This is a genomic window from Bacillus sp. 1735sda2, assembly GCF_024159245.1.
Lineage (GTDB): Bacteria > Bacillota > Bacilli > Bacillales > Bacillaceae > Bacillus > Bacillus pumilus_O.
This window is the reverse complement of record NZ_JAMYWZ010000001.1, coordinates 2,241,444-2,264,263: the sequence shown is the minus strand read 5'-3', so window position 1 is coordinate 2,264,263 and position 22,820 is coordinate 2,241,444. Positions and strand designations below refer to the sequence as shown.

The 22,820-nt window shown below is 40.5% G+C and carries 25 protein-coding genes, 1 pseudogene and 2 riboswitches; of the genes and pseudogenes, 22 read left to right on the top strand and 4 right to left on the bottom strand.

Annotated elements, in window-relative coordinates; all coding sequences use genetic code 11:
* The first annotated feature begins 17 nt into the window (after positions 1 to 17).
* From NKR21_RS11670 to NKR21_RS11645, 6 genes and pseudogenes are all read left to right on the top strand, one after another.
* Complete coding sequence (locus tag NKR21_RS11670; RefSeq protein WP_012010436.1) at positions 18 to 251, top strand: DUF2164 domain-containing protein; 234 nt, start codon at positions 18 to 20, stop codon at positions 249 to 251.
* A gap of 224 nt (positions 252 to 475) precedes the next feature.
* Positions 476 to 820 carry a hypothetical protein gene (locus NKR21_RS11665; protein WP_003215701.1) on the top strand — a complete coding sequence of 115 codons (345 nt, stop codon included), beginning with the start codon at positions 476 to 478 and terminating at the stop codon, positions 818 to 820.
* Between the two features lie 104 nt (positions 821 to 924).
* A riboswitch (FMN riboswitch) is annotated at positions 925 to 1,067 on the top strand.
* Positions 1,068 to 1,320: 253 nt separating this feature from the next.
* Entirely contained in the window at positions 1,321 to 1,971 is a 651-nt protein-coding gene (gene ribE / locus NKR21_RS11660; RefSeq protein ID WP_012010435.1) for a riboflavin synthase, read from the top strand.
* Between the two features lie 11 nt (positions 1,972 to 1,982).
* Positions 1,983 to 2,588 (top strand): annotated as a pseudogene (ribB, locus tag NKR21_RS11655) (3,4-dihydroxy-2-butanone-4-phosphate synthase); the annotation flags it as partial.
* A 47-nt stretch (positions 2,589 to 2,635) separates the two neighbouring features.
* A complete protein-coding gene (gene ribH / locus NKR21_RS11650) occupies positions 2,636 to 3,100 on the top strand; it encodes a 6,7-dimethyl-8-ribityllumazine synthase (protein ID WP_012010433.1) in 465 nt (154 codons plus the stop codon).
* A gap of 113 nt (positions 3,101 to 3,213) precedes the next feature.
* Positions 3,214 to 3,567 carry a GNAT family N-acetyltransferase gene (locus NKR21_RS11645; protein ID WP_088000942.1) on the top strand — a complete coding sequence of 118 codons (354 nt, stop codon included), beginning with the start codon at positions 3,214 to 3,216 and terminating at the stop codon, positions 3,565 to 3,567.
* A gap of 24 nt (positions 3,568 to 3,591) precedes the next feature.
* Here NKR21_RS11645 and NKR21_RS11640 read toward each other — a convergent pair whose 3' ends face one another.
* Positions 3,592 to 4,116 (bottom strand): DUF309 domain-containing protein, encoded by a 525-nt coding sequence (locus tag NKR21_RS11640; RefSeq protein ID WP_012010431.1) that lies wholly within the window; start codon positions 4,114 to 4,116, stop codon positions 3,592 to 3,594.
* A gap of 87 nt (positions 4,117 to 4,203) precedes the next feature.
* Positions 4,204 to 4,296 carry a YjcZ family sporulation protein gene (locus NKR21_RS11635; protein WP_012010430.1) on the bottom strand — a complete coding sequence of 31 codons (93 nt, stop codon included), beginning with the start codon at positions 4,294 to 4,296 and terminating at the stop codon, positions 4,204 to 4,206.
* Between the two features lie 208 nt (positions 4,297 to 4,504).
* Between NKR21_RS11635 and NKR21_RS11630 the strand changes: the two genes are divergently transcribed.
* From NKR21_RS11630 to NKR21_RS11560, 15 genes are all read left to right on the top strand, one after another.
* Positions 4,505 to 5,263: a segregation/condensation protein A gene (locus NKR21_RS11630; RefSeq protein ID WP_012010429.1), complete on the top strand. Its 759-nt coding sequence runs from the start codon at positions 4,505 to 4,507 to the stop codon at positions 5,261 to 5,263.
* On the top strand, positions 5,253 to 5,846 hold the full coding sequence (gene scpB, locus NKR21_RS11625) for an SMC-Scp complex subunit ScpB (RefSeq protein ID WP_012010428.1): 594 nt from the start codon (positions 5,253 to 5,255) through the stop codon (positions 5,844 to 5,846). Before NKR21_RS11630 ends, scpB begins: the two co-directional genes overlap by 11 nt.
* Positions 5,847 to 5,959: 113 nt before the next feature.
* The gene (locus NKR21_RS11620; protein WP_119125063.1) at positions 5,960 to 6,439 is read left to right on the top strand and encodes a YpuI family protein; all 480 of its coding nucleotides are present in this window, start codon (positions 5,960 to 5,962) and stop codon (positions 6,437 to 6,439) included.
* A 107-nt stretch (positions 6,440 to 6,546) separates the two neighbouring features.
* Positions 6,547 to 7,698, top strand: coding sequence for a D-alanyl-D-alanine carboxypeptidase family protein (locus NKR21_RS11615; protein WP_144457886.1), 1,152 nt, complete (start codon positions 6,547 to 6,549; stop codon positions 7,696 to 7,698).
* Positions 7,686 to 8,273 carry a nucleoside recognition domain-containing protein gene (locus NKR21_RS11610; protein ID WP_012010425.1) on the top strand — a complete coding sequence of 196 codons (588 nt, stop codon included), beginning with the start codon at positions 7,686 to 7,688 and terminating at the stop codon, positions 8,271 to 8,273. The genes NKR21_RS11615 and NKR21_RS11610 overlap by 13 nt, the downstream gene beginning before the upstream one ends.
* A gap of 4 nt (positions 8,274 to 8,277) precedes the next feature.
* On the top strand, positions 8,278 to 8,814 hold the full coding sequence (locus NKR21_RS11605) for a spore maturation protein (protein WP_003216139.1): 537 nt from the start codon (positions 8,278 to 8,280) through the stop codon (positions 8,812 to 8,814).
* 137 nt (positions 8,815 to 8,951) lie between these two features.
* Positions 8,952 to 9,686 carry a 23S rRNA pseudouridine(2605) synthase RluB gene (rluB, locus tag NKR21_RS11600; protein WP_144457884.1) on the top strand — a complete coding sequence of 245 codons (735 nt, stop codon included), beginning with the start codon at positions 8,952 to 8,954 and terminating at the stop codon, positions 9,684 to 9,686.
* A gap of 90 nt (positions 9,687 to 9,776) precedes the next feature.
* Positions 9,777 to 10,307, top strand: a complete 531-nt coding sequence (gene resA / locus NKR21_RS11595) for a thiol-disulfide oxidoreductase ResA (RefSeq protein WP_012010423.1) — start codon at positions 9,777 to 9,779, stop codon at positions 10,305 to 10,307.
* 1 nt (position 10,308) lies between these two features.
* The gene (gene resB / locus NKR21_RS11590) at positions 10,309 to 11,988 is read left to right on the top strand and encodes a cytochrome c biogenesis protein ResB (protein ID WP_144457882.1); all 1,680 of its coding nucleotides are present in this window, start codon (positions 10,309 to 10,311) and stop codon (positions 11,986 to 11,988) included.
* Positions 11,972 to 13,150 carry a c-type cytochrome biogenesis protein CcsB gene (gene ccsB / locus NKR21_RS11585; RefSeq protein ID WP_050943828.1) on the top strand — a complete coding sequence of 393 codons (1,179 nt, stop codon included), beginning with the start codon at positions 11,972 to 11,974 and terminating at the stop codon, positions 13,148 to 13,150. The genes resB and ccsB overlap by 17 nt, the downstream gene beginning before the upstream one ends.
* Before the next feature lie 87 nt (positions 13,151 to 13,237).
* A complete protein-coding gene (locus NKR21_RS11580) occupies positions 13,238 to 13,960 on the top strand; it encodes a response regulator transcription factor (RefSeq protein WP_012010420.1) in 723 nt (240 codons plus the stop codon).
* Positions 13,957 to 15,738 carry an ATP-binding protein gene (locus NKR21_RS11575; RefSeq protein WP_088000956.1) on the top strand — a complete coding sequence of 594 codons (1,782 nt, stop codon included), beginning with the start codon at positions 13,957 to 13,959 and terminating at the stop codon, positions 15,736 to 15,738. The genes NKR21_RS11580 and NKR21_RS11575 overlap by 4 nt, the downstream gene beginning before the upstream one ends.
* Before the next feature lie 405 nt (positions 15,739 to 16,143).
* The gene (gene sigX, locus NKR21_RS11570) at positions 16,144 to 16,752 is read left to right on the top strand and encodes an RNA polymerase sigma factor SigX (RefSeq protein ID WP_003215976.1); all 609 of its coding nucleotides are present in this window, start codon (positions 16,144 to 16,146) and stop codon (positions 16,750 to 16,752) included.
* A complete protein-coding gene (locus NKR21_RS11565; protein WP_119125059.1) occupies positions 16,664 to 17,773 on the top strand; it encodes a sigma X negative regulator in 1,110 nt (369 codons plus the stop codon). Before sigX ends, NKR21_RS11565 begins: the two co-directional genes overlap by 89 nt.
* A 100-nt stretch (positions 17,774 to 17,873) precedes the next feature.
* Positions 17,874 to 18,518 carry a M23 family metallopeptidase gene (locus NKR21_RS11560; protein WP_088000960.1) on the top strand — a complete coding sequence of 215 codons (645 nt, stop codon included), beginning with the start codon at positions 17,874 to 17,876 and terminating at the stop codon, positions 18,516 to 18,518.
* Between the two features lie 34 nt (positions 18,519 to 18,552).
* On the opposite strand, the gene serA is transcribed toward NKR21_RS11560, so the two are convergent.
* A complete protein-coding gene (serA, locus tag NKR21_RS11555; RefSeq protein WP_012010415.1) occupies positions 18,553 to 20,127 on the bottom strand; it encodes a phosphoglycerate dehydrogenase in 1,575 nt (524 codons plus the stop codon).
* Between the two features lie 287 nt (positions 20,128 to 20,414).
* Positions 20,415 to 20,546, top strand: a riboswitch (FMN riboswitch).
* A gap of 144 nt (positions 20,547 to 20,690) precedes the next feature.
* Between serA and NKR21_RS11550 the strand changes: the two genes are divergently transcribed.
* Positions 20,691 to 21,272: a riboflavin transporter FmnP gene (locus NKR21_RS11550; protein WP_012010414.1), complete on the top strand. Its 582-nt coding sequence runs from the start codon at positions 20,691 to 20,693 to the stop codon at positions 21,270 to 21,272.
* Positions 21,273 to 21,378: 106 nt separating this feature from the next.
* Here the strand turns inward: NKR21_RS11550 and NKR21_RS11545 are convergent, their stop codons facing one another.
* Positions 21,379 to 22,734: an IS1182-like element ISBpu1 family transposase gene (locus tag NKR21_RS11545; protein WP_253602516.1), complete on the bottom strand. Its 1,356-nt coding sequence runs from the start codon at positions 22,732 to 22,734 to the stop codon at positions 21,379 to 21,381.
* Positions 22,735 to 22,820 lie beyond the last annotated feature (86 nt).

Below are 22,820 nucleotides of genomic sequence, written 5' to 3'. Positions count from 1 at the left end.
AGAAAGCAGGAGATAATTTGAAACCTTTAACAAAAGAAGAAAAAAATCAAATGATGATTGCCATTCAGCGTTTCTTTGCCGAAGAACGAGAAGAAGAAATTGGTGAATTAGCAGCCATCAATATACTAGAATTTATCACAAAAAACCTTGGAAGCTATTATTATAATCAAGGGGTTCGTGATAGCCGGAACATCGCTGTTCAGAGATCGCAATTGTTAGAGGAAGATTTATTCGCACTCGAAAAAAGATGATCATCAATGATGTACGCCTTGCTAACTGATAAAGAGAAAAGAGACCCCCTTAACAAAGAACGCATATTCGTATCATATGTAATGATGAAAAGGTGGAACCAAAGGTCCATCTCAATCGTTATATAAGTAACCATTAATGGAAATCAGCTTTTTTGGTTTTATTTCATCAAAAGAAGGAATAAAACATACAAATAGGCGAAGTGCAGATGATGGAGGTTCTAAACATGGGGAAAATTAAATTAAAAATGGCCATCTTATTTGTTTTACTGCTTTGTTTAGGCGCAGGATATTTATACATGAATGGCATGAAAATTGAAGATGTGCCAACAGCCATTGGTGAAAGCTTAACAAATAATGATAAAGATTATACCATCTATGAATATACCATTACGAAAATTGACGGTGATGAGTATTACGGTCAAGCAAAAAACGGCACAAAAATCATTTTTAGTGGGAAGAAATTTGAAGATGATGTGGCTGACTTGAAGAAAGGTGATCGTATTAAAGCCTACTTTAGTAATGAAAAAAGAATAGATGGTCTTATAAAAGTAGTAAAAGTCGTTAATTAACAAGTCTCCTTTCCTATAAGGAGGCTTTTTTGTGAGAAATCTTGATTGTTGCATTTGACAACGAGGATCGCTATAATAACCCCTAAGGACAGCTAAATATCGATTGTATCCTTCGGGGCAGGGTGAAAATCCCGACCGACGGTAATAAAGCAAATGCTTTACAGCCCGTGACCCGTTAATTTTATTAACGGTTGATTCAGTGAAAAGCTGAAGCCGACAGTGAAAGTCTGGATGGGAGAAGGATAAAGAAAGCTATGAACGAAAAATATTTGTTAATCATAGTTTTATTTCTGATGCAAAAAAGCCACAGCCCCGGAATTTTTCCGGGGCTTTCTGTATGTACATGTAGTGAATAGACCGGCATGCAGTGTTTATTAGGTGATCCCTCATCTACCTTGTATGGACCATAAAAAGCGACGAAGGTGTTCAATCGATCACATGTCCCTAACATCGCTTTTTTATAAAGTGAGAAATACAAATGAAAAGAAAGGGAGGATCACATGTTTACGGGGATAATTGAAGAAGTTGGCACCGTTCAATCATTAAGTAAAAAGTCAGCAGATGCCATGGAAATTGTCATTCAGTGTAGCCATGTGCTAGAAGATGTTCACCTTGGAGACAGTATTGCGATTAATGGTGTATGTCTTACTGTCACAAGCTTTACAAAAGCACAGTTCGCAGCAGATGTGATGCCAGAGACAGTCAAAGCGACATCACTGGATCAGCTGACATCAGGCAGTCCAGTGAATTTAGAGCGGGCTATGTCCTCGAATGGGCGATTCGGCGGTCATTTCGTCTCAGGCCATGTTGACGGGACGGCAGTCATTACCCGAATAGAAAAGAAAAGTAATGCCATTTACTATGATTTAGAGATGGACAAGACCCTCACAGATATGCTCACACAAAAGGGTTCGATCGCAATAGATGGTGTCAGCTTAACTATTTTCGATTTGCGAGATTCACATGTTACAGTCTCTATTATTCCTCATACGCTTGAAGGAACTATTTTCCCGACTAAATCTATGGGGGAGATTGTGAATATAGAGTGTGACATGATCGGTAAATATATTTATCGCTTCTTAACAAAAGAACAAGGCGAAAAGCAGCCATCCCGATTGACCCCATCATTTTTAAAAGAGCACGGATTCTAGGAGGCGATTGTATGTATCAATCAGTAGAAGAAGCAGTAAAAGCTTTGAAAGAAGGAGAAATCATTATCGTAGTAGATGATGAAGACAGAGAAAACGAAGGGGATTTTGTGGCACTTGCTGAGCATGCCACGCCTGAAGTGATTAACTTTATGGCTTTACATGGAAGAGGCCTCATTTGTACGCCGGTCCATGCGTCGATTGCCAAACACCTAAACCTGCATCCAATGGTAGAACAAAATACAGATGCACACCATACAGCTTTTACAGTGAGCATCGATCATGTGACAACGACGACTGGTATTAGTGCTTTTGAGCGCTCTACGACCATGCTTGCCATGTTAAATAAAGACGCGACACCAGAAGAATTTGCCCGCCCAGGTCATGTATTTCCGCTCATTGCAAAAGAAGGCGGCGTACTGGAAAGACCAGGTCATACAGAGGCGGCGGTAGATCTTGCGAAACTGGCAGGTTCACAACCGGCGGGTGTCATATGTGAAATTATGAATGTAGATGGCTCAATGGCGCGTGTTCCAGAATTAAAAGATATCCAAAAACAGCACGGACTAAAGATGCTGACAATAGAAGCATTGCAGACCTATTTACATCATAAAGAAACAGCAACGATCGAAACAAAATAAAAATCACAAAAAAGGATGATCAACATATGAATACAATACAAGGGCATGTAGTAGCAGAAGGACTAAAATTTGCAATTGTCGTCGCGAGATTTAATGACTTTATTACAAGTAAATTGCTTGACGGAGCAGAAGATACATTGCTCAGACACGGAGCAAACGGTGACGATATTGATGTCGTGTGGGTACCGGGTGCTTTTGAAATTCCGTATATGGCAAAAAAACTAGCTGAAACAGAGAAATATGATGCTGTCATTACACTTGGAACTGTAATCAGGGGCGCAACAACTCACTACGATTATGTTTGTAATGAAGCTGCTAAAGGAATTGCTCAAAGTGCTATGTCAACAGGGGTACCGATTATCTTCGGTGTACTAACAACAGAATCCATTGAACAAGCTATTGAAAGAGCCGGCACAAAAGCTGGAAATAAAGGCAGCGAATCGGCTGCAGCTGCCATTGAAATGGCGAATCTCAATCGTACCTTTCGTTAATTTAGTGAAAAAGAGTTTAAAAACGATATAAAAATGTTTATAATGTGTGATGAGCAAATGATTCGTGAGACATTTGCTGGACATAAGGATAATTTGAATATTGAGGGGTATATATGTTAATTCGTTATAAGAGGTCTTTTGAAAAAATTGCCATGGGGCTACTCTCCTTCATGCCGGGTGAGAAAGACGTCAAACAGCTTCAGCAGACGATGAAGTCTTATGAAATGGATGAAAGTCGGCAGCTGTTCCTTTGGAAAGATGGCGAGGATATCGTAGGTGCCATTGGTGTGTTGAAAACAGACGACCAAGTACAAATCGAGCATATTAGTGTGAATCCATCCCATCGAGATCAAGGAATCGGCAAGGAAATGGTTTTAGCCGTGGAAGAGGTATTCAAAACCAAAACACTCATTCCAAATGAATTAACGCAAGGCTTCTTTCATAAGTGTCACAGCGAAACAAACTAAATATCACACATGTAAAAGCAGAGGCTACAGTCCTCTGCTTTTTTTACGTTCGATTTGCTTTTTTCGTTCAAGCAATACATCTGTCCGGTCACGCAGTCTATGTTTTTCGATCAAAAAAGTGTGGGATAAGTTACTCTCCTGGCCAAAGGTCAGTCCTTCTTTTTGAGCCATTTCTTGGCAGAGAGACAGGAGTGCTTCATCTTTAATCGGGAGCATCACACTTTCGTATGGCATGTCTTCAGCCATTTTCTTCTTTAGCATTCTCAGAAGTTTGAGAAACGCCTCATCATCCAGACCGAGATTCGATAATACGGACCGGTTTGCTTCTAGTAAGTGAAGGCTATTTGACATGAGCCGTTTTGCACCTTTTCCATTTCCCCGTCTTTGATGATACAAAGCAACGGCAAGCTGAATGAAGCCAACCCAATATTCTTTGCGCTGCTCAGGCGGGTCTTCTTTCCAATATTCCTCAAGAATTTCATGACATTCAAAATAATCTCTTGTCGTATGAAATTCATGTAAAAAAGCCACGTACGCTTCAGGATACACAGTGGTCATCTCCTTTTCCACTCTCAGTCTAACATATTGAAAAGAAAAGAAGAAAGAGCGCCCTTCGTGAAAGGACGCTCTGTTTCTTTAATAAACCCAAGCCGCGCCAACGATGATCAGCAAGATGAAAAGCACGACAATAAGCGCGAAACCTCCGCCAAAGTTATAGCCATCTCCCATAATGATACGGCCTCCTTTTTCATCAGTTCTGTTTACAATGGTATTCTATGTATAAATGCCCTGAGTGGTATGGGCGAAACCACTGTTTTTCTTATTTTGCCTAGGACATCATGGTCGAAATTATATTGGACGAGAGCTTTATCCTGTCTTATACTAAAGGTTAGCCGGTGAAACGGTACTTAGAAGACAGTAGAAATGGTGAGAAAAAATGCTGGAATATCAGGTGAAAATAGATTCGTTTGAAGGTCCTTTGGACTTACTTTTACATTTAATCAACCGGTTGGAAATTGATATTTATGATATTCCCGTTGCTAAAATTACGGAGCAGTATTTATTATATGTCCATACCATGAGGGAGCTTGAACTTGATGTGGCAAGTGAATATTTGGTGATGGCTGCAACCCTCCTAAGTATTAAAAGCAGAATGCTCCTTCCAAAACAAGAGGAAGAGCTATTTGATGAAGATTTGCTTGAAGAGGAAGAGGACCCTCGAGAAGAACTGATTGGCAAACTGATTGAATACCGAAAGTATAAAGATGCCGCACAAGAACTAAAGGAACGCGAGGAAGAAAGGCAAAATGCCTTTACAAAACCTCCGAGTGATTTAAGCGAATTTGCAAAAGAATCGGAAGCGAAGGACACAAACTTACATGTCACGGTGTATGATATGTTAGGTGCGTTCCAAAAGGTATTGAACCGAAAAAAAATAACGAAACCAGCACCATCTAGGATTACAAGACAAGAAATCCCGATTGAAGACAAAATGAATGAGATTATGAACCATTTAAGAAAAACGAAAAAGCGGACCAATTTCATGACTCTATTTCAACATGATCAAAAGGAGCACCTTGTCGTGACGTTTCTTGCTGTTCTTGAATTGATGAAAAGTCATCAAATCATGTTAGAGCAGGAAGGAAACTTTGAAGACATTTATATAATAGGGAGTGAAACGATTCATGACGCTTGATATCGTGAATTGGAAAGCCATCATAGAAGCACTGCTTTATGCAGCAGGTGATGAAGGCTTAACAAAAAAACAGCTTATGTCTGTTCTTGAAGTAGAAGAGGTAGCGTTACTTGACATGATGTCTGCCGTCAAGGAAGAATATCAAAAACAAGAACGAGGAATTGAGCTCATTGAATATGCAGATTCTTATATGCTGCTGACGAAAAAGGAATACAGCATTTATTTGAAAAAATTAGTCGAGACCCCATCCAAAGGTTTGTCTCAGGCAGCGCTTGAAGTACTCGCAATCGTTTCTTATAAACAGCCGATCACACGAAGTGAGGTAGAAGAAATTAGAGGAGTCAAATCAGAGCGAGTGCTTCATAGTTTAGTAGCCAAAGCGCTGCTCTGTGAAGTTGGACGTGCCGATGGCCCTGGGCGAGCAATTCTTTATGGGACAACACCTACATTTTTAGAGCAGTTTGGCTTAAAGGCATTGGATGAACTACCGCCGCTTCCAGAGAATGTGGAAGCAGATGGTGTACAAGAAGAGGCTGATCTCTTTTTTGAAAACTTCAATCAAACATTTGAAGAGATAAAATAGTTCAAAAGAATGAAAAATGTATGATAAAATATAAAAAAGATTTTAGGTCTAACATCTATTGATGTCAGATAAAATGGTCATAAAGCCATGAGGGGAAGGTAAACACAAAACAAATGGCACATATGAATGTAAAGGCTCAAGTTGATCAAGCAGGCGTCTTTTTATCAAAGGTTGCAACTGAAATGAATGGTTTTCTGAACGAAGCTACCTTATCAAGTATGAAACGATTAAACCCTGAAGCGGAAGCCTATTATTGTGACATATTGAATACATTACGGAAGCTTGCAGTGTACAGCGAGGATGCAGCGGCAGTTTGCAGGAAAATCAGCCAGCAGCAGACATTCCCGCAGCAAGCCGCACAGCAGACGCTTCACCGTATTTATCATCAGTGTATTGAAGAGTTTTTCACGCCGAAAAAGGATACATGGTATGAGGACAGCCGTTCCGCTTATACAGGAAAGAGCAGCATTGTTTTCCACCATGAAGTATCCGCTGAGATCAAACGATTATTTTCTTCATTAGAAAAAGATTTTTTAGTGATGAGAGAAGAGCTAGAATATACGACATCTCATCAGCAAATGAAAATGGTATAGCAAGAAGCGTCTCGACATATAGAGACGCTTTTTTTTTATGGACGAGGCATCATAACTTTTTCAGCCGCGCATACACTTGTACAAAACGGACAAGGACGTGAATGAACATGCCCTATTTAAAAATTGGAACAGCAGTCCTTCTTCTATTTACACTCTTACTGCCTTTTTCCTCACATGCCAAAGCAGATATGTCATTATCGGTGAGTGCAAGAAGCGCCATTTTAATAGATGGACAGTCAGGCAGAGTCCTATTTGGAAAGGACGAGCATGAAAAAAGAAGAATCGCCAGTATTACGAAAATTATGACGGCGGTATTAGCCATTGAATCAGGGAAAATGAAAGACACCGTCAAAGTATCAAAGCGCGCGATTCAAGCAGAGGGCTCATCGATTTATTTAAAAGAAGGGCAGAAGGTGAGCCTAGAAGATTTGACATACGGGCTTATGCTGCGATCTGGAAATGATGCAGCTGTTGCCATTGCAGAGCATGTGGGCGGCAGCTTAGAAGGATTTATTTTTATGATGAATCAAAAAGCGTCTGAACTAGGAATGGAGAATACGAATTTTCAAAATCCGCATGGACTCGATGATCATAAGTACCATTATTCATCAGCCTATGACATGGCCATCTTAACAAGATACGCCATGGAGCATAAACAATATCAAAAAATTGCGGGCACGACTTTCTATAAAGCAAAAACGATGGAAGGTTATTGGAAAAATAAAAACAAGCTCCTCACTGGTTTATATCAATATTCAACTGGAGGGAAAACGGGATATACAAAACTTGCAAAACGTACACTTGTTTCTACAGCTGCAAAAGGGAATGCAACGCTGATTGCTGTGACCATTAATGCGCCAGATGATTGGAAGGATCATATCTCTATGTTTGAATATGCATTTGAGCACTATAAAACGTACGTACTTGCTGAAAAAGGAAGACTCGCTTCATTAAAAGGAACCTTTTACGAAAAAAAGGCATTTATCAAACGTGATGTGGACTATTTTTTAAATGAAGATGAGAAAAAGCTAGTAGAAATTGAAACCGAAATGCTTACTCCTCAAAAGAAGTGGGCAAAAAACGCCGAAGCCATACCAGATGTTGTAGGAAAAATGACGTTTTTATTAGATGGTCAGGTGATCGAGCAAGTACCGATCTTTTATGAAAATAAACGAAATCGAATGCCACAAAAAAGCTTCCAAGAAATGTTTAAGTCTGTCTTTCAGACATCGATAGGCGGATCTTCATGGTCAATCTAATTTGGGTATTCCTCACTGTCATCGGTCTTGTGTATGCGATGTTTAACGGAACGATGGAGGAAGTAAACGAAGCTGTATTTAAAGGATCAAAGGAAGCGGTGACCATTTCAATTGGTCTGATTAGTGTCCTTGTTTTTTGGCTTGGGCTGATGAAGATTGCAGAAGAGGCAGGTTTGTTAAATTTCTTTAGTAAATTGTGCCGTCCCTTTATTTCAAAGCTATTTCCGGATATTCCGCCTAATCATCCTGCGATGGGATATATTTTGTCCAATCTCATGGCGAATTTCTTTGGTCTCGGGAATGCCGCGACACCCCTTGGGATTAAGGCAATGGAGCAGATGAAAGCATTAAACGGCGGGAAAAATGAAGCAAGCCGGTCCATGATTACATTTTTAGCGGTCAACACATCCTCTATCACACTCGTGCCAACAACTGTCATTGCAATTAGAATGACCTATGGTGCAGATCAGCCAACAGACATTGTGGGCCCAACCATTTTGGCGACACTCATTTCAGGCATTGGTGCCATTCTCATTGATCGCTATTTCCACTATCGCAGAAGCAGGCGGGGGTGATCTCATGTCATTTATTAACTGGCTTTCACTTGCTTTGATCCCACTGATCATCGCAGGCATTTTAATTGCGGGAACCATTAAGAAGGTACCGACCTATGAAACATTTGTCGAGGGCGGGAAAGAGGGTATTCAAATTGCCTTTTCAATCATTCCTTATTTAGTCGGCATGCTCGTGGCCATTACGATATTCCGCGCGTCTGGTGCACTTGACTTTGTCATGGGACTGTTAAAACCCGTGTTTACAGCAATCGGCTTCCCAGCAGAAGTAGTGCCACTTGCGTTTATTCGTCCGATATCTGGCACAGCTGCACTCGGGATGACATCAGACCTCATTGCGACATATGGACCAGATTCTTTTATCGGACAACTCGCAGCTGTCATGCAAGGGTCAACTGACACCACTCTCTACATTTTAACGGTCTATTTTGGGGCAGTTGGTATTAAAAAAATGGGAGATGCGCTGAAAGTAGGTCTGTTAGCAGACCTCATTGGAATCATTGCATCTGTCATCATCGTCAGTTTGTTATTTAGCGGCGCCTAAAGAGGCGCTTTTTTGTCTTTCAATGGATGGGAAATGGCTTTTTAGCTGAAATTAAACAGACGAATCGCTTATTTTTCCACGAATGCTTGTTTGTTTTAAGTCAAGCAAGTAAGATAGTACATGAGGTGAAAGACAAAATGGAACGTTTACAGAAAGTAATTGCACATGCCGGCGTCGCTTCAAGACGAAAGGCAGAAGAATTAATTAAAGAAGGACGAGTTACCGTTAATGGTCAAACAGTGACTGAGCTCGGAGTAAAAGTGGGCTCTTCAGATAAAATTGAAGTCAACGGATTAAAGCTTGAAAGAGAAGAACCGGTTTACTTTATGCTTTATAAACCGCGCGGCGTCATTTCAGCTGCCGAGGATGATAAAGGACGTAAGGTGGTCACAGATTTCTTTGATGATGTTCCGCAGCGTCTTTATCCAATCGGCCGTTTAGATTATGATACGAGCGGTTTGATTTTAATTACAAATGACGGGGAATTTGCCCATAAGCTCATGCATCCAAAATACGAAATTGATAAAACATATGCAGCGAAGCTAAAAGGAATCCCATCAAAGGAATTGCTTAGAAAGCTAGAAAAAGGGATTATGTTAGATCATAAAAAAACGGCACCTGCCCGTGCCAAAATGCTTTCGATTGATAAACGAAAGCAAACATGTATTGTTCAATTAACCATTCATGAAGGCAGAAACAGACAAGTGCGCCGCATGTTTGAAGCGATCGGTCATGATGTGTTAAAGCTAAAAAGAGAGCAATATGCGTTCCTTCATATTGAAGGTATGAGACCAGGAGACCGCAGAGAATTGACTCCACATGAAGTGAAACGTCTGAGAGCGATTGCGGATCACGGAAAAAGCGCTTTTTAATTTTCACATAAACTTCAAAAAATGAAGAAGCATCAAAAGAAGGAGAATGCTATAATTTACCTGAATGTCTATGGGGAAGGGGTACTTCAGATGAAAAAAAGACGGTTTTTCATACGGACGGGCATTCTCCTCGTGATGCTTGCTGCACTATGTTATACCATGTATAACTCAGTATTTGCCAAACAAGAGCGGGTCAAAGAAGGATCTATTGCGCCAAACTTTGTCCTTCAATCTGTAGATGGGGAACGGATTGAACTAAAGGACTTAAAAGGCAAAGGCGTCTTTCTTAATTTTTGGGGGACCTGGTGTGGTCCATGTAAACAAGAATTCCCTTACATGGCAAATCAATATGAAGTGTTCAAGGATCGCGGTGTGGAAATTGTTGCAGTCAATGTTGCAGAATCTAATATTGCCGTGAAGAATTTTATGGAGTCCTATGGCGTGAATTTTCCTGTTGCCATGGACAAAGATCGTCAAGTGACAGAGGCATATGATATAACGCCGCTGCCAACCACATTTTTAATTAATCCTGAAGGCAAGGTAATCAAAGTCATAAAGGGAACCATGACAGAACGTAATGTCTATGAATATATGAATTTGATTAAACCAAAGGGGTCATAGAATGAAAGAGGTAAAATGCGAGTGTGGACATATTAATCCAATCGGTACTGTTTTATGTGAGTCGTGCGGGAATCCTATTGCAGCTAAAGAGAAAAACTCTTCAAAGCTGCTTGATATGAGATATGACGGCAGTGCGAGACGCTCGCAAACATACAACAAAACGATTGTTGATAAAGTATGGAACTTTTTTTCTTCCGTTAAGGTGGGTGTGTGGCTGATTGTCATTACACTACTTGCTTCCTCATTAGGAACGATTTTTCCGCAGGAGCGATTTATTCCACCAGGTGCATCTGCTTCCACCTATTATGAAGAGCAATATGGATCGTTTGGTAAGCTGTACTACACACTTGGATTCCATGATCTTTATAATTCTTGGTGGTTTTTAGCTTTAGTTGCATCCATCGGAATCTCCCTTGTCATTTGCAGTCTCGACCGGGTTATCCCTCTTTATCGAGCACTTAAAAATCAAGGGGTTATCAAAAAAGAAGGCTTTATGAGAAGACAGCGTCTGTTCAGTGAGACAGACAAAATGTTAGATGAGCATACATATGAAGGCATCAAGAAAGCAATGAAGCAAAAGCGTTACAGGGTACGAGAAGAAAACGGACATATTTTAGCGGAAAAAGGCCGCTTCTCACGCTGGGGCCCTTACGTCAATCACATTGGATTAATCATCTTTCTCATTGGATCAATGCTCCGGTTTGTCCCAGGCATGTATGTGGATGAAACGCTGTGGGTGAGAGAGGGTGAAACTGCCCCAATTCCAGGCACAGATGGTCAATATTTTTTGAAAAATAATGCGTTTTCAATTGACCGCTATGAAACCGGAAATGAAAAAGAAGTGTTTGAGAATGCGATTGAAAGAGCTGGCGACGGTCAAGTAGTGAAAAGTTATAAAACCGATGCCACTTTATACAAACGTGAAGGGGAAGTTGTGTTTGGTGAAAAGCCCAAGCTGAAGCAGGTATCAGAACACAATATCAAAGTGAACGAACCGCTCAAGTTTGATCATTTCTCATTATATCAAGTGGATTTTAAACAAAATGAACTCGATCAAATGGTCTTTCAGCTGATTCGTAAAGATACAGAAAAATCTTTCGGAACAGTGAAGATTAATCTGCTGGAGCCTAAGTCAGAATATGATCTTGGTAGCGGTTACAAAGTTAAAGTGATGAGCTATCTCCCTGATTTTTATTTTGACGATGATGGAACGCCGAGTACGAAGACAAGGAATCCGAATAATCCTGCTTTCGTGTTTGAAATGGTTTCTCCTGAAAAGCCTAAAGGTGAAAAAAGCTTTGTGGCGATTCAAGAGACAGTAGAGGGCTCTGATAATAACCTATATAAAATGAAGTTTGATCGAGTGGAAACGAAAAACGTCACGGGATTGACGGTGAGAAAAGATTTAACTCTTGGGGTGCTCATCGTAGGCGGAATCATCTTCATGATTGGTGTCGTGCAGGGGATGTATTGGCAGCATAGAAGAATTTGGCTGTCTGCAAGGGATGGAAAAGTATTCGTGGCAGGACATACAAACAAAAACTGGTTTGGCTTAAAGTCTGATCTTGGCGTGATCCTAAGTGACAGTGGCATCAAACAGCCAGTTGATCAAAAAGAACTGCCTGATACAACAAGTATCAGCAAAAGCAAGGGGGAAGGATTAGATGGCAGCAGTCAGTGAAAACCTGTTATTTGCAGCTTTTCTATTGTATTTAGCGGCAGTTCCTTTTTTTGGCGGTGCCATTAAAGGAAAAAAGAAAGTTGATGGACCGCGTAGGAATAAGGCGGCACTTATCGGTATTACGCTCACAATCATTGGCTTTTTAAGTCAATTTGGCTACTTTATTTCAAGGTGGATGGCGTCTGGTCATGCACCAGTCAGCAATTTGTTTGAATTCACAACGGCTTTTGGCATGATGCTTGTGCTCGCATTCATTATTTTATATTTTGTGTATCAAGTGTCTGTACTTGGTTTATTTACACTTCCAATTGCTTTATTGATTATTGCCTATGCAAGCATGTTCCCATCTGATATATCACCGCTAATTCCTTCATTACAAAGTAATTGGCTTTATATTCACGTGACAACAGCAGCACTAGGGCAAGCTATTTTAGCGATTAGCTTTGTGGCAGGCGTCATCTTTTTATTAAAACATGTCGATCAAACAAAGCCAGGGAAGAAGACATTTGGTTTAGAGCTCGTCATGTTTATGATTGTTGTGACACTGGCATTTATCGCTGTCACGTCTATCTTTAGAATGACAGGATACGAAGCAAAATTTAATTGGGTCGATAAAAATAAAGAGGAAAGTGTGATGGTCTATGAGCTGCCAGCTCTAGTTGGACCTCATAAAGGAGAGCTTGTGACGCAAGATCGTTTGGAACCGTTTGTTGATTTGCCGCCTGTTTTTTCAGGTAGAAAGGTCAATACGGTGTTATGGTCATTTGGCACGGGGCTGATCTTGTATGGGCTGATTCGGTTAATTATTCGCAAACGTCTGAGTGCTTTGCTTCAACCGCTCGTGAAACAGGTCAATTTAGATTTAGTTGATGAGATTGGATACAGAGCCGTTTCCATTGGTTTCCCTGTATTTGCGTTAGGCGGGCTCATTTTTGCAATGATCTGGGCGCAAATTGCATGGACTCGGTTCTGGGGCTGGGACCCGAAGGAAGTATGGGCATTGATTACGTTTCTCTTTTATGCAGCCTACCTTCATCTTCGCTTATCAAGGGGCTGGCATGGCGAAAAGTCCGCTTGGTTAGCTGTCATCGGATTCGCCATCATTATGTTTAATCTCATCTTTGTTAATCTCGTGATTGCAGGGCTTCATTCATACGCGTAATCACATGAAAAAGGCCGACTTCTTATGAATCGATTCGGCTTTTTGTTAAAATGAACGTAACAACGGAGAAAGCAGGAGGATTGTCTAATGGAACACACAACTCAAACGAAAATATTAGTCGTAGATGATGAGGCAAGAATTCGCCGCCTTTTAAAAATGTATTTAGAACGTGAAAATTATGAAATTGATGAAGCTGAAAATGGAGATGAAGCCATTCAAAAAGGACTCCAATCAGATTATGACCTCATTTTGCTCGATTTAATGATGCCTGGCACAGATGGGATCGAAGTGTGTAATCAAATTCGAGACAAAAAAGCGACTCCAATCATTATGCTGACGGCAAAAGGAGAAGAAGCCAACCGCGTGCAAGGGTTTGAAGCAGGAACGGATGACTACATCGTGAAGCCTTTTAGCCCGCGTGAAGTTGTTTTACGTGTGAAGGCATTGCTCAGAAGATCTTCTCAAACGTCTTATCTCAATACTGGGACAACAACAAAAGATGTACTTGTGTTTTCTCATCTTTCAATTGACCACGATGCGCATAGAGTAACAGCCGATGGCAAAGAGGTCAGTCTCACGCCGAAGGAATATGAGCTTTTATATTTCCTTGCGAAAACACCTGATAAGGTTTATGACAGAGAGAAGCTGTTAAAAGAAGTATGGCAGTATGAATTCTTTGGAGACTTGAGAACAGTCGATACCCACGTCAAACGACTTCGCGAAAAACTGAATAAAGTGTCACCAGAAGCTGCGAAAAAAATCGTGACAGTATGGGGTGTCGGGTACAAATTTGAGGTCGGCGCTGAATGAAACTGTGGAAAAGTGTCGTTGGAAAGCTATGGTTAACCATTCTCTTCCTTGTCCTAATCGTTTTATCTATTTTAACCGTGCTTCTTTTAGAGTTCATTGAAAATTACCATGTAGAAGAAGCAAAGTCAGATTTAACGCAAATGGCAAATAAAGTGGCAGTCATTTTAGAAAGCCATGACGATCAATCGCTCGCAAGGTCGATTACATCAGAGCTTGCTGACAAATTGACGAGTATTGCGATTATCCAAGAGGACGGACTAGAGTGGTATTCGTCTGAAAAAGACGGGAAGCTACCTGCGATTACAAAGAAACAAATTGAAGCGGACAGTGATCTGAATCAAGCACTAAAAGATCGTAAAAAAATTAGTAAACGTGCAGAACCAAATGCAGGCAATCATAAAGATGAACGAATTGTCGTCGGTGTTCCATTTGAGGCAAACGGCAAAAAAGGCATGGTCTTTCTTTCTCAATCATTACTCGCCGTAGAGCAAACAACAAAGCATACGACGCGTTATATCTTCCTAGCAGCCGGGATTGCCATTGTTTTAACCACTATATTCGCGTTCTTCTTATCAACGCGTGTCACCTATCCTCTTAGAAAGATGAAAGAGGGAGCGCAGGATCTGGCGAAAGGGAAATTTGATACAAAGATTCCGATATTAACGCAAGACGAAATTGGAGAACTGGCCATCGCCTTTAATCAAATGGGCAAGCAGCTTACATTTCATATCACAGCCTTAAATCAAGAAAAAGAACATTTATCCAACATATTAAGCAGTATGGCCGATGGGGTCATCACCATCAATATTGATGGAACGATCCTCATGACGAATCCTCCTGCAGAACGATTCTTGCAGGCATGGTATTACGAGCAAAATATGAAGATCAAAGATGGAGATGAACTGCCTCCAGAAGCACGAGAACTGTTTCATACAGCCGTCAGCACGGAAAAAGAGCAAATGATCGAAGTCACACTGCAAGGGCGTACTTGGGTTCTTCTTATGTCTCCGCTTTATAATCAGCAGGACGTTAGAGGAGCAGTTGCAGTCCTTCGTGATATGACAGAGGAACGAAGACTTGATAAGCTGAGAAAAGACTTTATTGCCAATGTCAGTCATGAACTTCGTACTCCAATTGCTATGCTGCAAGGGTATAGTGAGGCGATTGTAGATGATATCGCAGGCTCAGAAGAGGAAAAGAAAGAGATTGCGCAAATTATTTACGACGAATCGCTTCGAATGGGACGTCTTGTGAATGACCTTCTAGACCTAGCGAGAATGGAAGCTGGTCATATTACACTGAATCTCGAATCAACGGATACAGAAGAGCTGACCGAGAAGATTTACCGCAAGTTTCTTGGTATAGCAAAAGAAAAGCAAGTTGATCTCACATATGATATTCAAGTGGATGAACCGCACTTTGTACTCGATCCGGATAAGATGGAGCAGGTGTTTACGAATCTCATTGATAACGCCATTCGTCATACACCTGAGGGCGGAGAGGTTCACTTCTCGGTTCAATCGGTGGAAAGCGGTTTGAAAATGGATGTGAAAGATTCAGGAAGCGGAATCCCGGAAGAGGATCTGCCATTTATTTTCGAACGTTTCTATAAAGCGGATAAGGCAAGAACAAGAGGGCGTTCTGGAACTGGACTTGGTCTTGCAATTGTGAAGAACATCGTAGAAGCACATCAAGGCTCCATTCATGCACATAGCAAAGCGGGTACTGGTACACATTTTACCTTTTATATTCCGAGAAAAAAGCAGGAACTCGTCTAATCCTGACGAAGAATCTTGTTACATGAGAAACACTTCTTTTTGAAAGAAAAAGAAGTGTCAGCGTGTAGACAAACCCTCGCATTCGTTGTCAGTCCTGCGTGCTGGTGCTCACGAATGTCAAATTCGCTCCGCGCCAGTACTCGTCCTTCCTATACTGCAAAGGTTTTCTATCACGCTGAAAAGAAGACAAAGGGCTAAAATAAAGATCATTTTAGCCCTTTGTCAACAATCTGGCACTTCTTTTCGAAAGAAAAAGAAGTGTTTTTTTATTTTCATATTTTTAAGGAGAAGTTAAACAAAAAGCCCTTCCCAAATTGTCGAACTTGTAATATATTTGTCATAAAGTTGTAATGTAACGTTTTGTAAGAGTCACTCGACAAAAATAAGTGAACGGAGGGGTTTCCTATGCATGAAACCTTTCAAAAAATATATGATTCGTACCATCAAGATTTGTACCAGTTTTTATTTTATATGGTTAAAGATAAAAATCAGGCAGAGGATCTCGTTCAGGAGGTTTACATCCGGGTACTTCACTCATATAAAACTTTTGAAGGAAGAAGCAGCGAGAAAACATGGCTGTTTTCAATTGCGAGGCATGTGGCAATTGATTGGTTTCGCAAACAGCAAACCATTAGACAACGGGTACTCGGCACGTTTGATTGGGATAAGCAGGATGTAAAGGACCCAGACTTGCTCCCAGACGAACTGGCTGTGCAGGATGAAAATGTAAAAGAAATCTATGCCGCACTTGATCAGTGCACGATTGATCAACGAGCTGTCATCATTTTAAGATTTATCCAGGGCTACTCAATCATGGAGACGGCAAAGGCGCTAAAGTTCTCGGAAAGCAAAGTCAAAACAACGCAGCACCGAGGCCTGAAAGTGCTCCGAAAACATATGGAGCTTTTGAAGGAGGAGCTAGTGAATGAAAACGAACAGGTCCGATTGGAGCGAAGAACGAATCAAGGTGTTACTAAGTCAGCTTCCAAAGGTGGAGGACAACCGTTCATCTAAGCAAATATACCAGCAGATGCTGATGGCAAGTGGGCAGAAAAAGAAAAGTGCCAAATGGATCGGTCCAGCGGTCGCAACCGTTGTGGTTTTATTTATGGCGTTTTTAATTTCTCCTCATTTATTTCAGCCAGCTGCTCAAGATCACCATCAGCAAATGAAAATGGATTCAAGTGCTGACAAAAGTCAGGTGAACGCCACATTAGAAGCGGTCAAACAGACTGATGGGCCCTCACATGTTGTTTCTCTTAAGCAGCAGCAAAAGTATATGACCATGGCATACATAGATGAATCGACCTCTCAAGTGGTACCAATTAGCATTCAAAAAGAGGATGAGTATGATCATTTGCAGAATATGGTGAACACATATGAACAGGTGCGGCTGCCTGAAATGACAAAACCTCTTCAGTCTTATATGGATATGGTGGAGCTTCGTGAAAAAGGAGATACACTTATTTTTCAATTAAAAAGTGATTTGTCCCTTGATACGTTAAAAGAAGCCAATCGGTTTAAAGATATGGTAAAAGAAACGCTAAAATGGAGCAAATATAAGCAGGTGCAAGTCAAGACAGCTAAAGGATCTCACCTTCAATTAGGGGCAAATGGAAGCGTTGGAACAATATCAATTGAAAAACAAACAAAGCATGCTTATTATGTTTTAGAGAATAAGAGCGGGACCTTTTTGGTGCCTTCAAAAACGCATTATTCATCGTATGAAGATGCGGTAGAAGCGATGAAGCGTACAAGCGATGCAGGACTTGATCCATTAATTAAAGATGAACCGATTAAAGAAGTGACGTCTAAAGGAAAACATGTGACCATTACGTTTGGAGCATCAGCGAAATTATCGGACTCAAATGATCATATTTTACTCATTGAAGGTCTGCTGCTCTCAGCGAAAGATTTTGGTTTTACAGAGGTCACCATTCAACAGGCGGGAACAGATCAAGTTGGCCCATATGAATTAGAAGAACCGATAGAGGTGCCGGCTTTGCCGAATCCAGTTGTCATAAAAGACCGTTAAAGGACGCGAGAAATTGCGTTCTTTTTTGATGTATAGAAAATAGCTTCCTTGCTGTATACTAAGCTGTCATAAAAAGAATCGCAAAGAAAGGGAGTCACTGATGAAAAGGTATTGCTTCATATGTGCCAGCTGTTTTTTGATGATCTTTTCGCCTGTTGTTCATGCACAGGAAACAAGCGAATGGGTGGAGCCAATAAAAGGAGAAGTCACAGATTTATTTGGGACAAGAGATGGCTCGCACAAGGGATTAGATATAGCTGCACCAGAAGGAGAATCCATCTTTGCTGCAAGTGAAGGGGTGGTCTCGCGTTCGTATGTATCTGCTACATATGGTGAGGTTGTATTTATCCAGCATCCAAATGGATATGAAACCGTCTATGCACATTTACACGAGCGTTTTGTTAAAGAGGGTGACCATGTAGAAGCAGGACAGCCGATCGGCATTATCGGTAACACAGGAGCGTCTAGAGGCACTCATTTGCATTTTGAGGTGCACAGGGGTCAATGGTCAGTCAGCAAAGAAGATGCGGTAGATCCGCTCACAATCATTGCGATGGATCGTTTCCAAGAGCCGGCTTTACATGTAAACGGACAAGAGAACAATACATACCTCATTAAACAGGGAGATACCCTTTGGTCGATTGCAAGGGCACATGAGATGACTGTGGAGCAATTGAAACAGATCAATGAGCTGACCACTCATCTCATCCGAACGGGAGATCGTTTAATGGTTTCAAAAAAATAAACCTCATGCATTTGCATGAGGTTTATATTGATTTTCATAGGTCGATCAGACGGACAGAAAGTATATCGTGTACTTCGGTTAATTCTTTGACAATTTCGTCCTCAAGATGCTTGTCGAAAGAAAGCATCATGATGGCTTCGCCGCCTTTTTCTTTACGTCCTACTTGCATTGTCGCAATGTTGACATCATGGTCGCCTAAAATTTGTCCAACCTTTCCAATTACACCAGGTGCATCAGTATGCTGGATGTAGACAAGGTGTCCATCTGGATAAAAATCAATATTAAATCCATTAATGGAAACAACGCGTTCTCCTAAATGCGGGATGTAGGTTGCTTTAAGAGTAAAAGTTGAAAGATCTCCTTTGACTTCAATAGAAATGCTGTTTTCGTAACCAGATTCGCTGGAAGAAATCTTTTCACTAAAGCTAATGCCGCGTTCTTTTGCCACCATTCCAGCATTGACTTCATTTACAGTCGAATCAACACGCTCTTTTAAAAAGCCTGACAGAAGACTTTTTGTAATAAAGGATGTTTCGAGTTTTGAAATAGAGCCTTCGTAAGAGATGCCTACTTCTTTTACTGGTTCTCTCATTGATTGAGAGACAAGACGTCCGAGTTTTCCTGCAAACTGATGATAAGGCTGAATTTTTTTGAACTCGTCTTTTGTCATCGCTGGTAGGTTAATAGATGACATCACAGGGAGTCCTTTTGCAAATTGAAGTACTTCTTCAGATACTTGTGCCGCTACATTTAATTGTGCTTCCTTCGTCGATGCGCCAAGGTGCGGAGTTGCAATGACAAGCGGATGGTCTACAAGCGGATTATCAGTAGGAGGTTCTACTTCAAATACATCGAGTGCAGCTCCTGCAACATGACCGCTTTCAAGCGCTTCAAGAAGGTCACGTTCATCAATGATACCACCGCGTGCACAGTTCACTAGGCGAACGCCTTTTTTCGTTTTTGCGATTGTTTCTTTATTAAGAAGTCCTCTTGTTTCTTTTGTTAATGGGGTATGTACAGTGATAATATCTGATACTTCGAGCACTTCATCAAGTGATTTGGCATTGACGCCGATTTTTTCTGCACGTTCCTTTGTCAGAAAAGGATCAAATACGTTGACTGTCATGCCAAATGCTCTTGCGCGTTGGGCGATTTCGCTTCCGATTCTACCAAGTCCAACAATCCCAAGAGATTTTCCATAAAGCTCGGCACCAACATATGCACCTCTGTTCCATTCTTTTGATTTTACAGAAATGTTGGCTTGTGGAATATGACGCATAAGCGAAGAGATCATCGCAAATGTATGCTCAGCTGTAGAGATCGTATTACCGTTTGGTGCATTGATCACAATGACACCATGCTTGGTGGCTTCATCGATATCAATATTGTCTACTCCCACACCAGCACGGCCGACAATTTTTAATGAAGTCATCTTTTCATAAAGCTCTTTGGTCACTTTCGTCGCACTTCTGACAAGTAAGGCATCAAATGTGTGTAATTCATCTTCTGCTTCTGTTACATTTTTTTGGACAATTTCAACAAAATCTGATTCTAAAAGTGGTAAAAGACCGTCATTGCTCATCTTATCTGAGACTAAAACTCGAAACATCGTAAGATTTCCTCCTAAAATAAACGTCATAAATATCTGATAATTTACCATATTCCTTTTCACTGTGTCAATCAAATTAAAGCAGTAAAGCGAAAAAGAAAACACGAACATTTCTTAGTGTCTTTATAAAGAATGGACACCTTTAAACAAAAGATAACCAATTTTTTCGCATTTGTCATTATAATTTTTAAGTTTTTTACGATTTTTTAAAACTGATGAAATTGCTCAGGATTTTTATCTGTACAAATGCTCATATATCATATATAATGATGTCGAATTGAATAATGATCAATCTTCGGGGCAGGGTGCAATTCCCTACCGGCGGTGATGAGTATAGTCTCTAAGCCCGCGAGCCTTTTTTGGCAGGATTCGGTGTGATTCCGAAGCCGACAGTATAGTCTGGATGGGAGAAGATGGAGGTTCGTAAACGTTGAAAACTGAGTTTTTCACACGTTTATTTGTCTAGCCTAAATTCCCCGCTCCTGTTTTCATGAGCGGTTTTTTTGTGGCTGAAATTGAACAATCCTCTTTTCGTTAGATTTGATCGAAAAGGAGAGAGAATATTGAATCAAAGTAAAGTAAAACGTTTAGTTGTCACCAGTATGCTTAGCAGTATTTCATTTGTGTTAATTTTATTGGATTTTCCTTTCCCAGGGCTTCCAGCGTATTTGAAAATTGATTTCAGCGATATCCCAGCGATTATTGCGATTTTAATTTATGGACCAGGTGCAGGAATCGCCGTTGAGGCATTAAAAAATGTTCTGCATTATCTCATTCAAGGCAGTATGTCCGGCGTTCCAGTTGGGCAAGTCGCGAACTTCATTGCAGGCACACTATTCATCTTACCAGTCGCCTTCATGTTCAAAAAAATTAAATCAGCAAAAGGAATGGCTTGGTCAATGATCATGGGTACATTACTTATGACTGTGATGATGAGCATTTTAAATTACTTCTTATTCCTGCCAGCTTACACATGGTTTTTAAACGCACCAGAACTATCAGATCATGCGCTCAAGACGACCATTACAGCGGGGATTTTACCTTTTAACTTTATTAAAGGAATCATCATTACCATCGTATTTAGCTTCATTTTTGTGAAAATGCGTCCATGGTTTGAAAATAAACGCCGACTTCAAAATAGTTAATATAAAAAAAGCCCCTGCATAAGGGGCTTTCAGACCGTAGACAAACCCCACTTTTACTTCAAGTAAAAGTGGGGTTTTCACATTTTTTGAAAAAACATCATGTGTTTTACGCTGGACATGGTACTTTCCATGTCCAGTTTGCTAGCTTTTTAAGGTTCATGGCAGCGAAAGTAAGCATCGCTTGCATTGAAACTTTTTTTAGTCCACGAAGTTTCGTCCAACGCATACCATGCTTTTCTTTTGCATCCGCAAAAACGCGTTCAATCGTTTCTTTCCGTTTTGCGTAGATGCTCTTATTTATTTCAGTGAGTCTCAGATTGTCTGCTTCATCTAGATAATCCTGCCAAATATGCCGATGAATTTGTTTGGTGTGGTTTTGACTTTGGGTACACTTATCTAAAAACGAGCAGGACTCACATACTTCTGAATCGGATGCATATTGCTTATAGCCTTCTCTAGTCGTTGTACGATAAGAGAGAATTTGCCCGTTGGGGCAAATGTAACAATCAAAATATGCATCATATACGTATTCATTCTTTTTCAAATAACCAGCTTTTGTTCTTGGACGAGTGTAGGGCATGACAGGTCTTATCTCTTGATCCATTAAGAACTTAGCGATGTAAGGTGTTTTATACCCCGCATCTACTGCGACTACATTTGGTTTTCCGACTTTCTCTGTCACTTTTGATACGAGTGAATCCAACATACGACTATCATGAACATTTCCGCCTGTGACCAGCGAGCCTAAAATAAATCCTTTTGAATCACACGCTGTATGAAATGAATAAGCAAATGACTTTTCACGTTCATCCTTTACATAATAGCCACTCTCTGGGTCAGTTGTACTGACCTTGATTTCTTTTGTTTCTTCTTTATTCTGTAGGGGTAAGGGCTTTTTTCCATGTTCTTCACGATCAATATTGATCTCTTCATGAAGCTGATTTTGATAACTTCTTGTCTCAACTCGAACGATTTTCTTTTCAAGTTTTTTCTTATTGGCGTTCGCTTTGACATGAGTCGAATCAATGAAGGCGATAGACGGGTCAACGAGCCCTTTTTTCATCGCTTCTCTTAAGATTCGATAAAAAATTTGTTCGAATAAATCTGTATCGTGGAAGCGTCTCACGTAGTTTTTACCGAAGGTAGAAAAGTGCGGAATTTTCTCCGAAAATCCATACCCAATAAACCAACGATAAGCCACATTGGTTTCAATTTCTTTAATGGTTTGACGCATGGAGCGAATGCCAAATAGATATTGGATTAAGACCATCTTAATGAGAACAACAGGATCAACACTTGGTCTACCATTATCAGAACTATAATGATCTTTGACAAGATAATAAATGAAATCGAAATCGATTGCTTGTTCAATTTTCCGCACAAGATGATCTTCAGGCACTAATTCATCTAAAGCCACTACTTCTAATTGATTTCTTCTTTCTTCTTCACGTTTCGATAACATGTTTATCCCCCACAGATTATTGTTATTACCCTTATTATACAAAAAAGCTTGTAGACTTTGTCTACAAGCTGAAAGCCCCTGCATAA

Bases quoted from the DNA above. Each gene is read 5' to 3' on its own strand.
- NKR21_RS11635 (WP_012010430.1), bottom strand. From the start codon at position 4,296: ATGGGAGATGGCTATAACTTTGGCGGAGGTTTCGCGCTTATTGTCGTG.
- NKR21_RS11575 (WP_088000956.1), top strand. From the start codon at position 13,957: ATGAAACTGTGGAAAAGTGTCGTTGGAAAGCTATGGTTAACCATTCTC.
- NKR21_RS11605 (WP_003216139.1), top strand. From the start codon at position 8,278: ATGTCATTTATTAACTGGCTTTCACTTGCTTTGATCCCACTGATCATC.
- resA (WP_012010423.1), top strand. From the start codon at position 9,777: ATGAAAAAAAGACGGTTTTTCATACGGACGGGCATTCTCCTCGTGATG.
- NKR21_RS11615 (WP_144457886.1), top strand. From the start codon at position 6,547: ATGCCCTATTTAAAAATTGGAACAGCAGTCCTTCTTCTATTTACACTC.
- scpB (WP_012010428.1), top strand. From the start codon at position 5,253: ATGACGCTTGATATCGTGAATTGGAAAGCCATCATAGAAGCACTGCTT.
- NKR21_RS11565 (WP_119125059.1), top strand. From the start codon at position 16,664: ATGAAAACGAACAGGTCCGATTGGAGCGAAGAACGAATCAAGGTGTTA.
- NKR21_RS11545 (WP_253602516.1), bottom strand. From the start codon at position 22,734: ATGTTATCGAAACGTGAAGAAGAAAGAAGAAATCAATTAGAAGTAGTG.
- NKR21_RS11630 (WP_012010429.1), top strand. From the start codon at position 4,505: ATGCTGGAATATCAGGTGAAAATAGATTCGTTTGAAGGTCCTTTGGAC.
- NKR21_RS11620 (WP_119125063.1), top strand. From the start codon at position 5,960: ATGGCACATATGAATGTAAAGGCTCAAGTTGATCAAGCAGGCGTCTTT.
- ribH (WP_012010433.1), top strand. From the start codon at position 2,636: ATGAATACAATACAAGGGCATGTAGTAGCAGAAGGACTAAAATTTGCA.
- ccsB (WP_050943828.1), top strand. From the start codon at position 11,972: ATGGCAGCAGTCAGTGAAAACCTGTTATTTGCAGCTTTTCTATTGTAT.
- rluB (WP_144457884.1), top strand. From the start codon at position 8,952: ATGGAACGTTTACAGAAAGTAATTGCACATGCCGGCGTCGCTTCAAGA.
- NKR21_RS11645 (WP_088000942.1), top strand. From the start codon at position 3,214: ATGTTAATTCGTTATAAGAGGTCTTTTGAAAAAATTGCCATGGGGCTA.
- resB (WP_144457882.1), top strand. From the start codon at position 10,309: ATGAAAGAGGTAAAATGCGAGTGTGGACATATTAATCCAATCGGTACT.
- sigX (WP_003215976.1), top strand. From the start codon at position 16,144: ATGCATGAAACCTTTCAAAAAATATATGATTCGTACCATCAAGATTTG.
- NKR21_RS11665 (WP_003215701.1), top strand. From the start codon at position 476: ATGGGGAAAATTAAATTAAAAATGGCCATCTTATTTGTTTTACTGCTT.
- NKR21_RS11610 (WP_012010425.1), top strand. From the start codon at position 7,686: ATGGTCAATCTAATTTGGGTATTCCTCACTGTCATCGGTCTTGTGTAT.
- NKR21_RS11580 (WP_012010420.1), top strand. From the start codon at position 13,238: ATGGAACACACAACTCAAACGAAAATATTAGTCGTAGATGATGAGGCA.
- ribE (WP_012010435.1), top strand. From the start codon at position 1,321: ATGTTTACGGGGATAATTGAAGAAGTTGGCACCGTTCAATCATTAAGT.
- serA (WP_012010415.1), bottom strand. From the start codon at position 20,127: ATGTTTCGAGTTTTAGTCTCAGATAAGATGAGCAATGACGGTCTTTTA.
- NKR21_RS11560 (WP_088000960.1), top strand. From the start codon at position 17,874: ATGAAAAGGTATTGCTTCATATGTGCCAGCTGTTTTTTGATGATCTTT.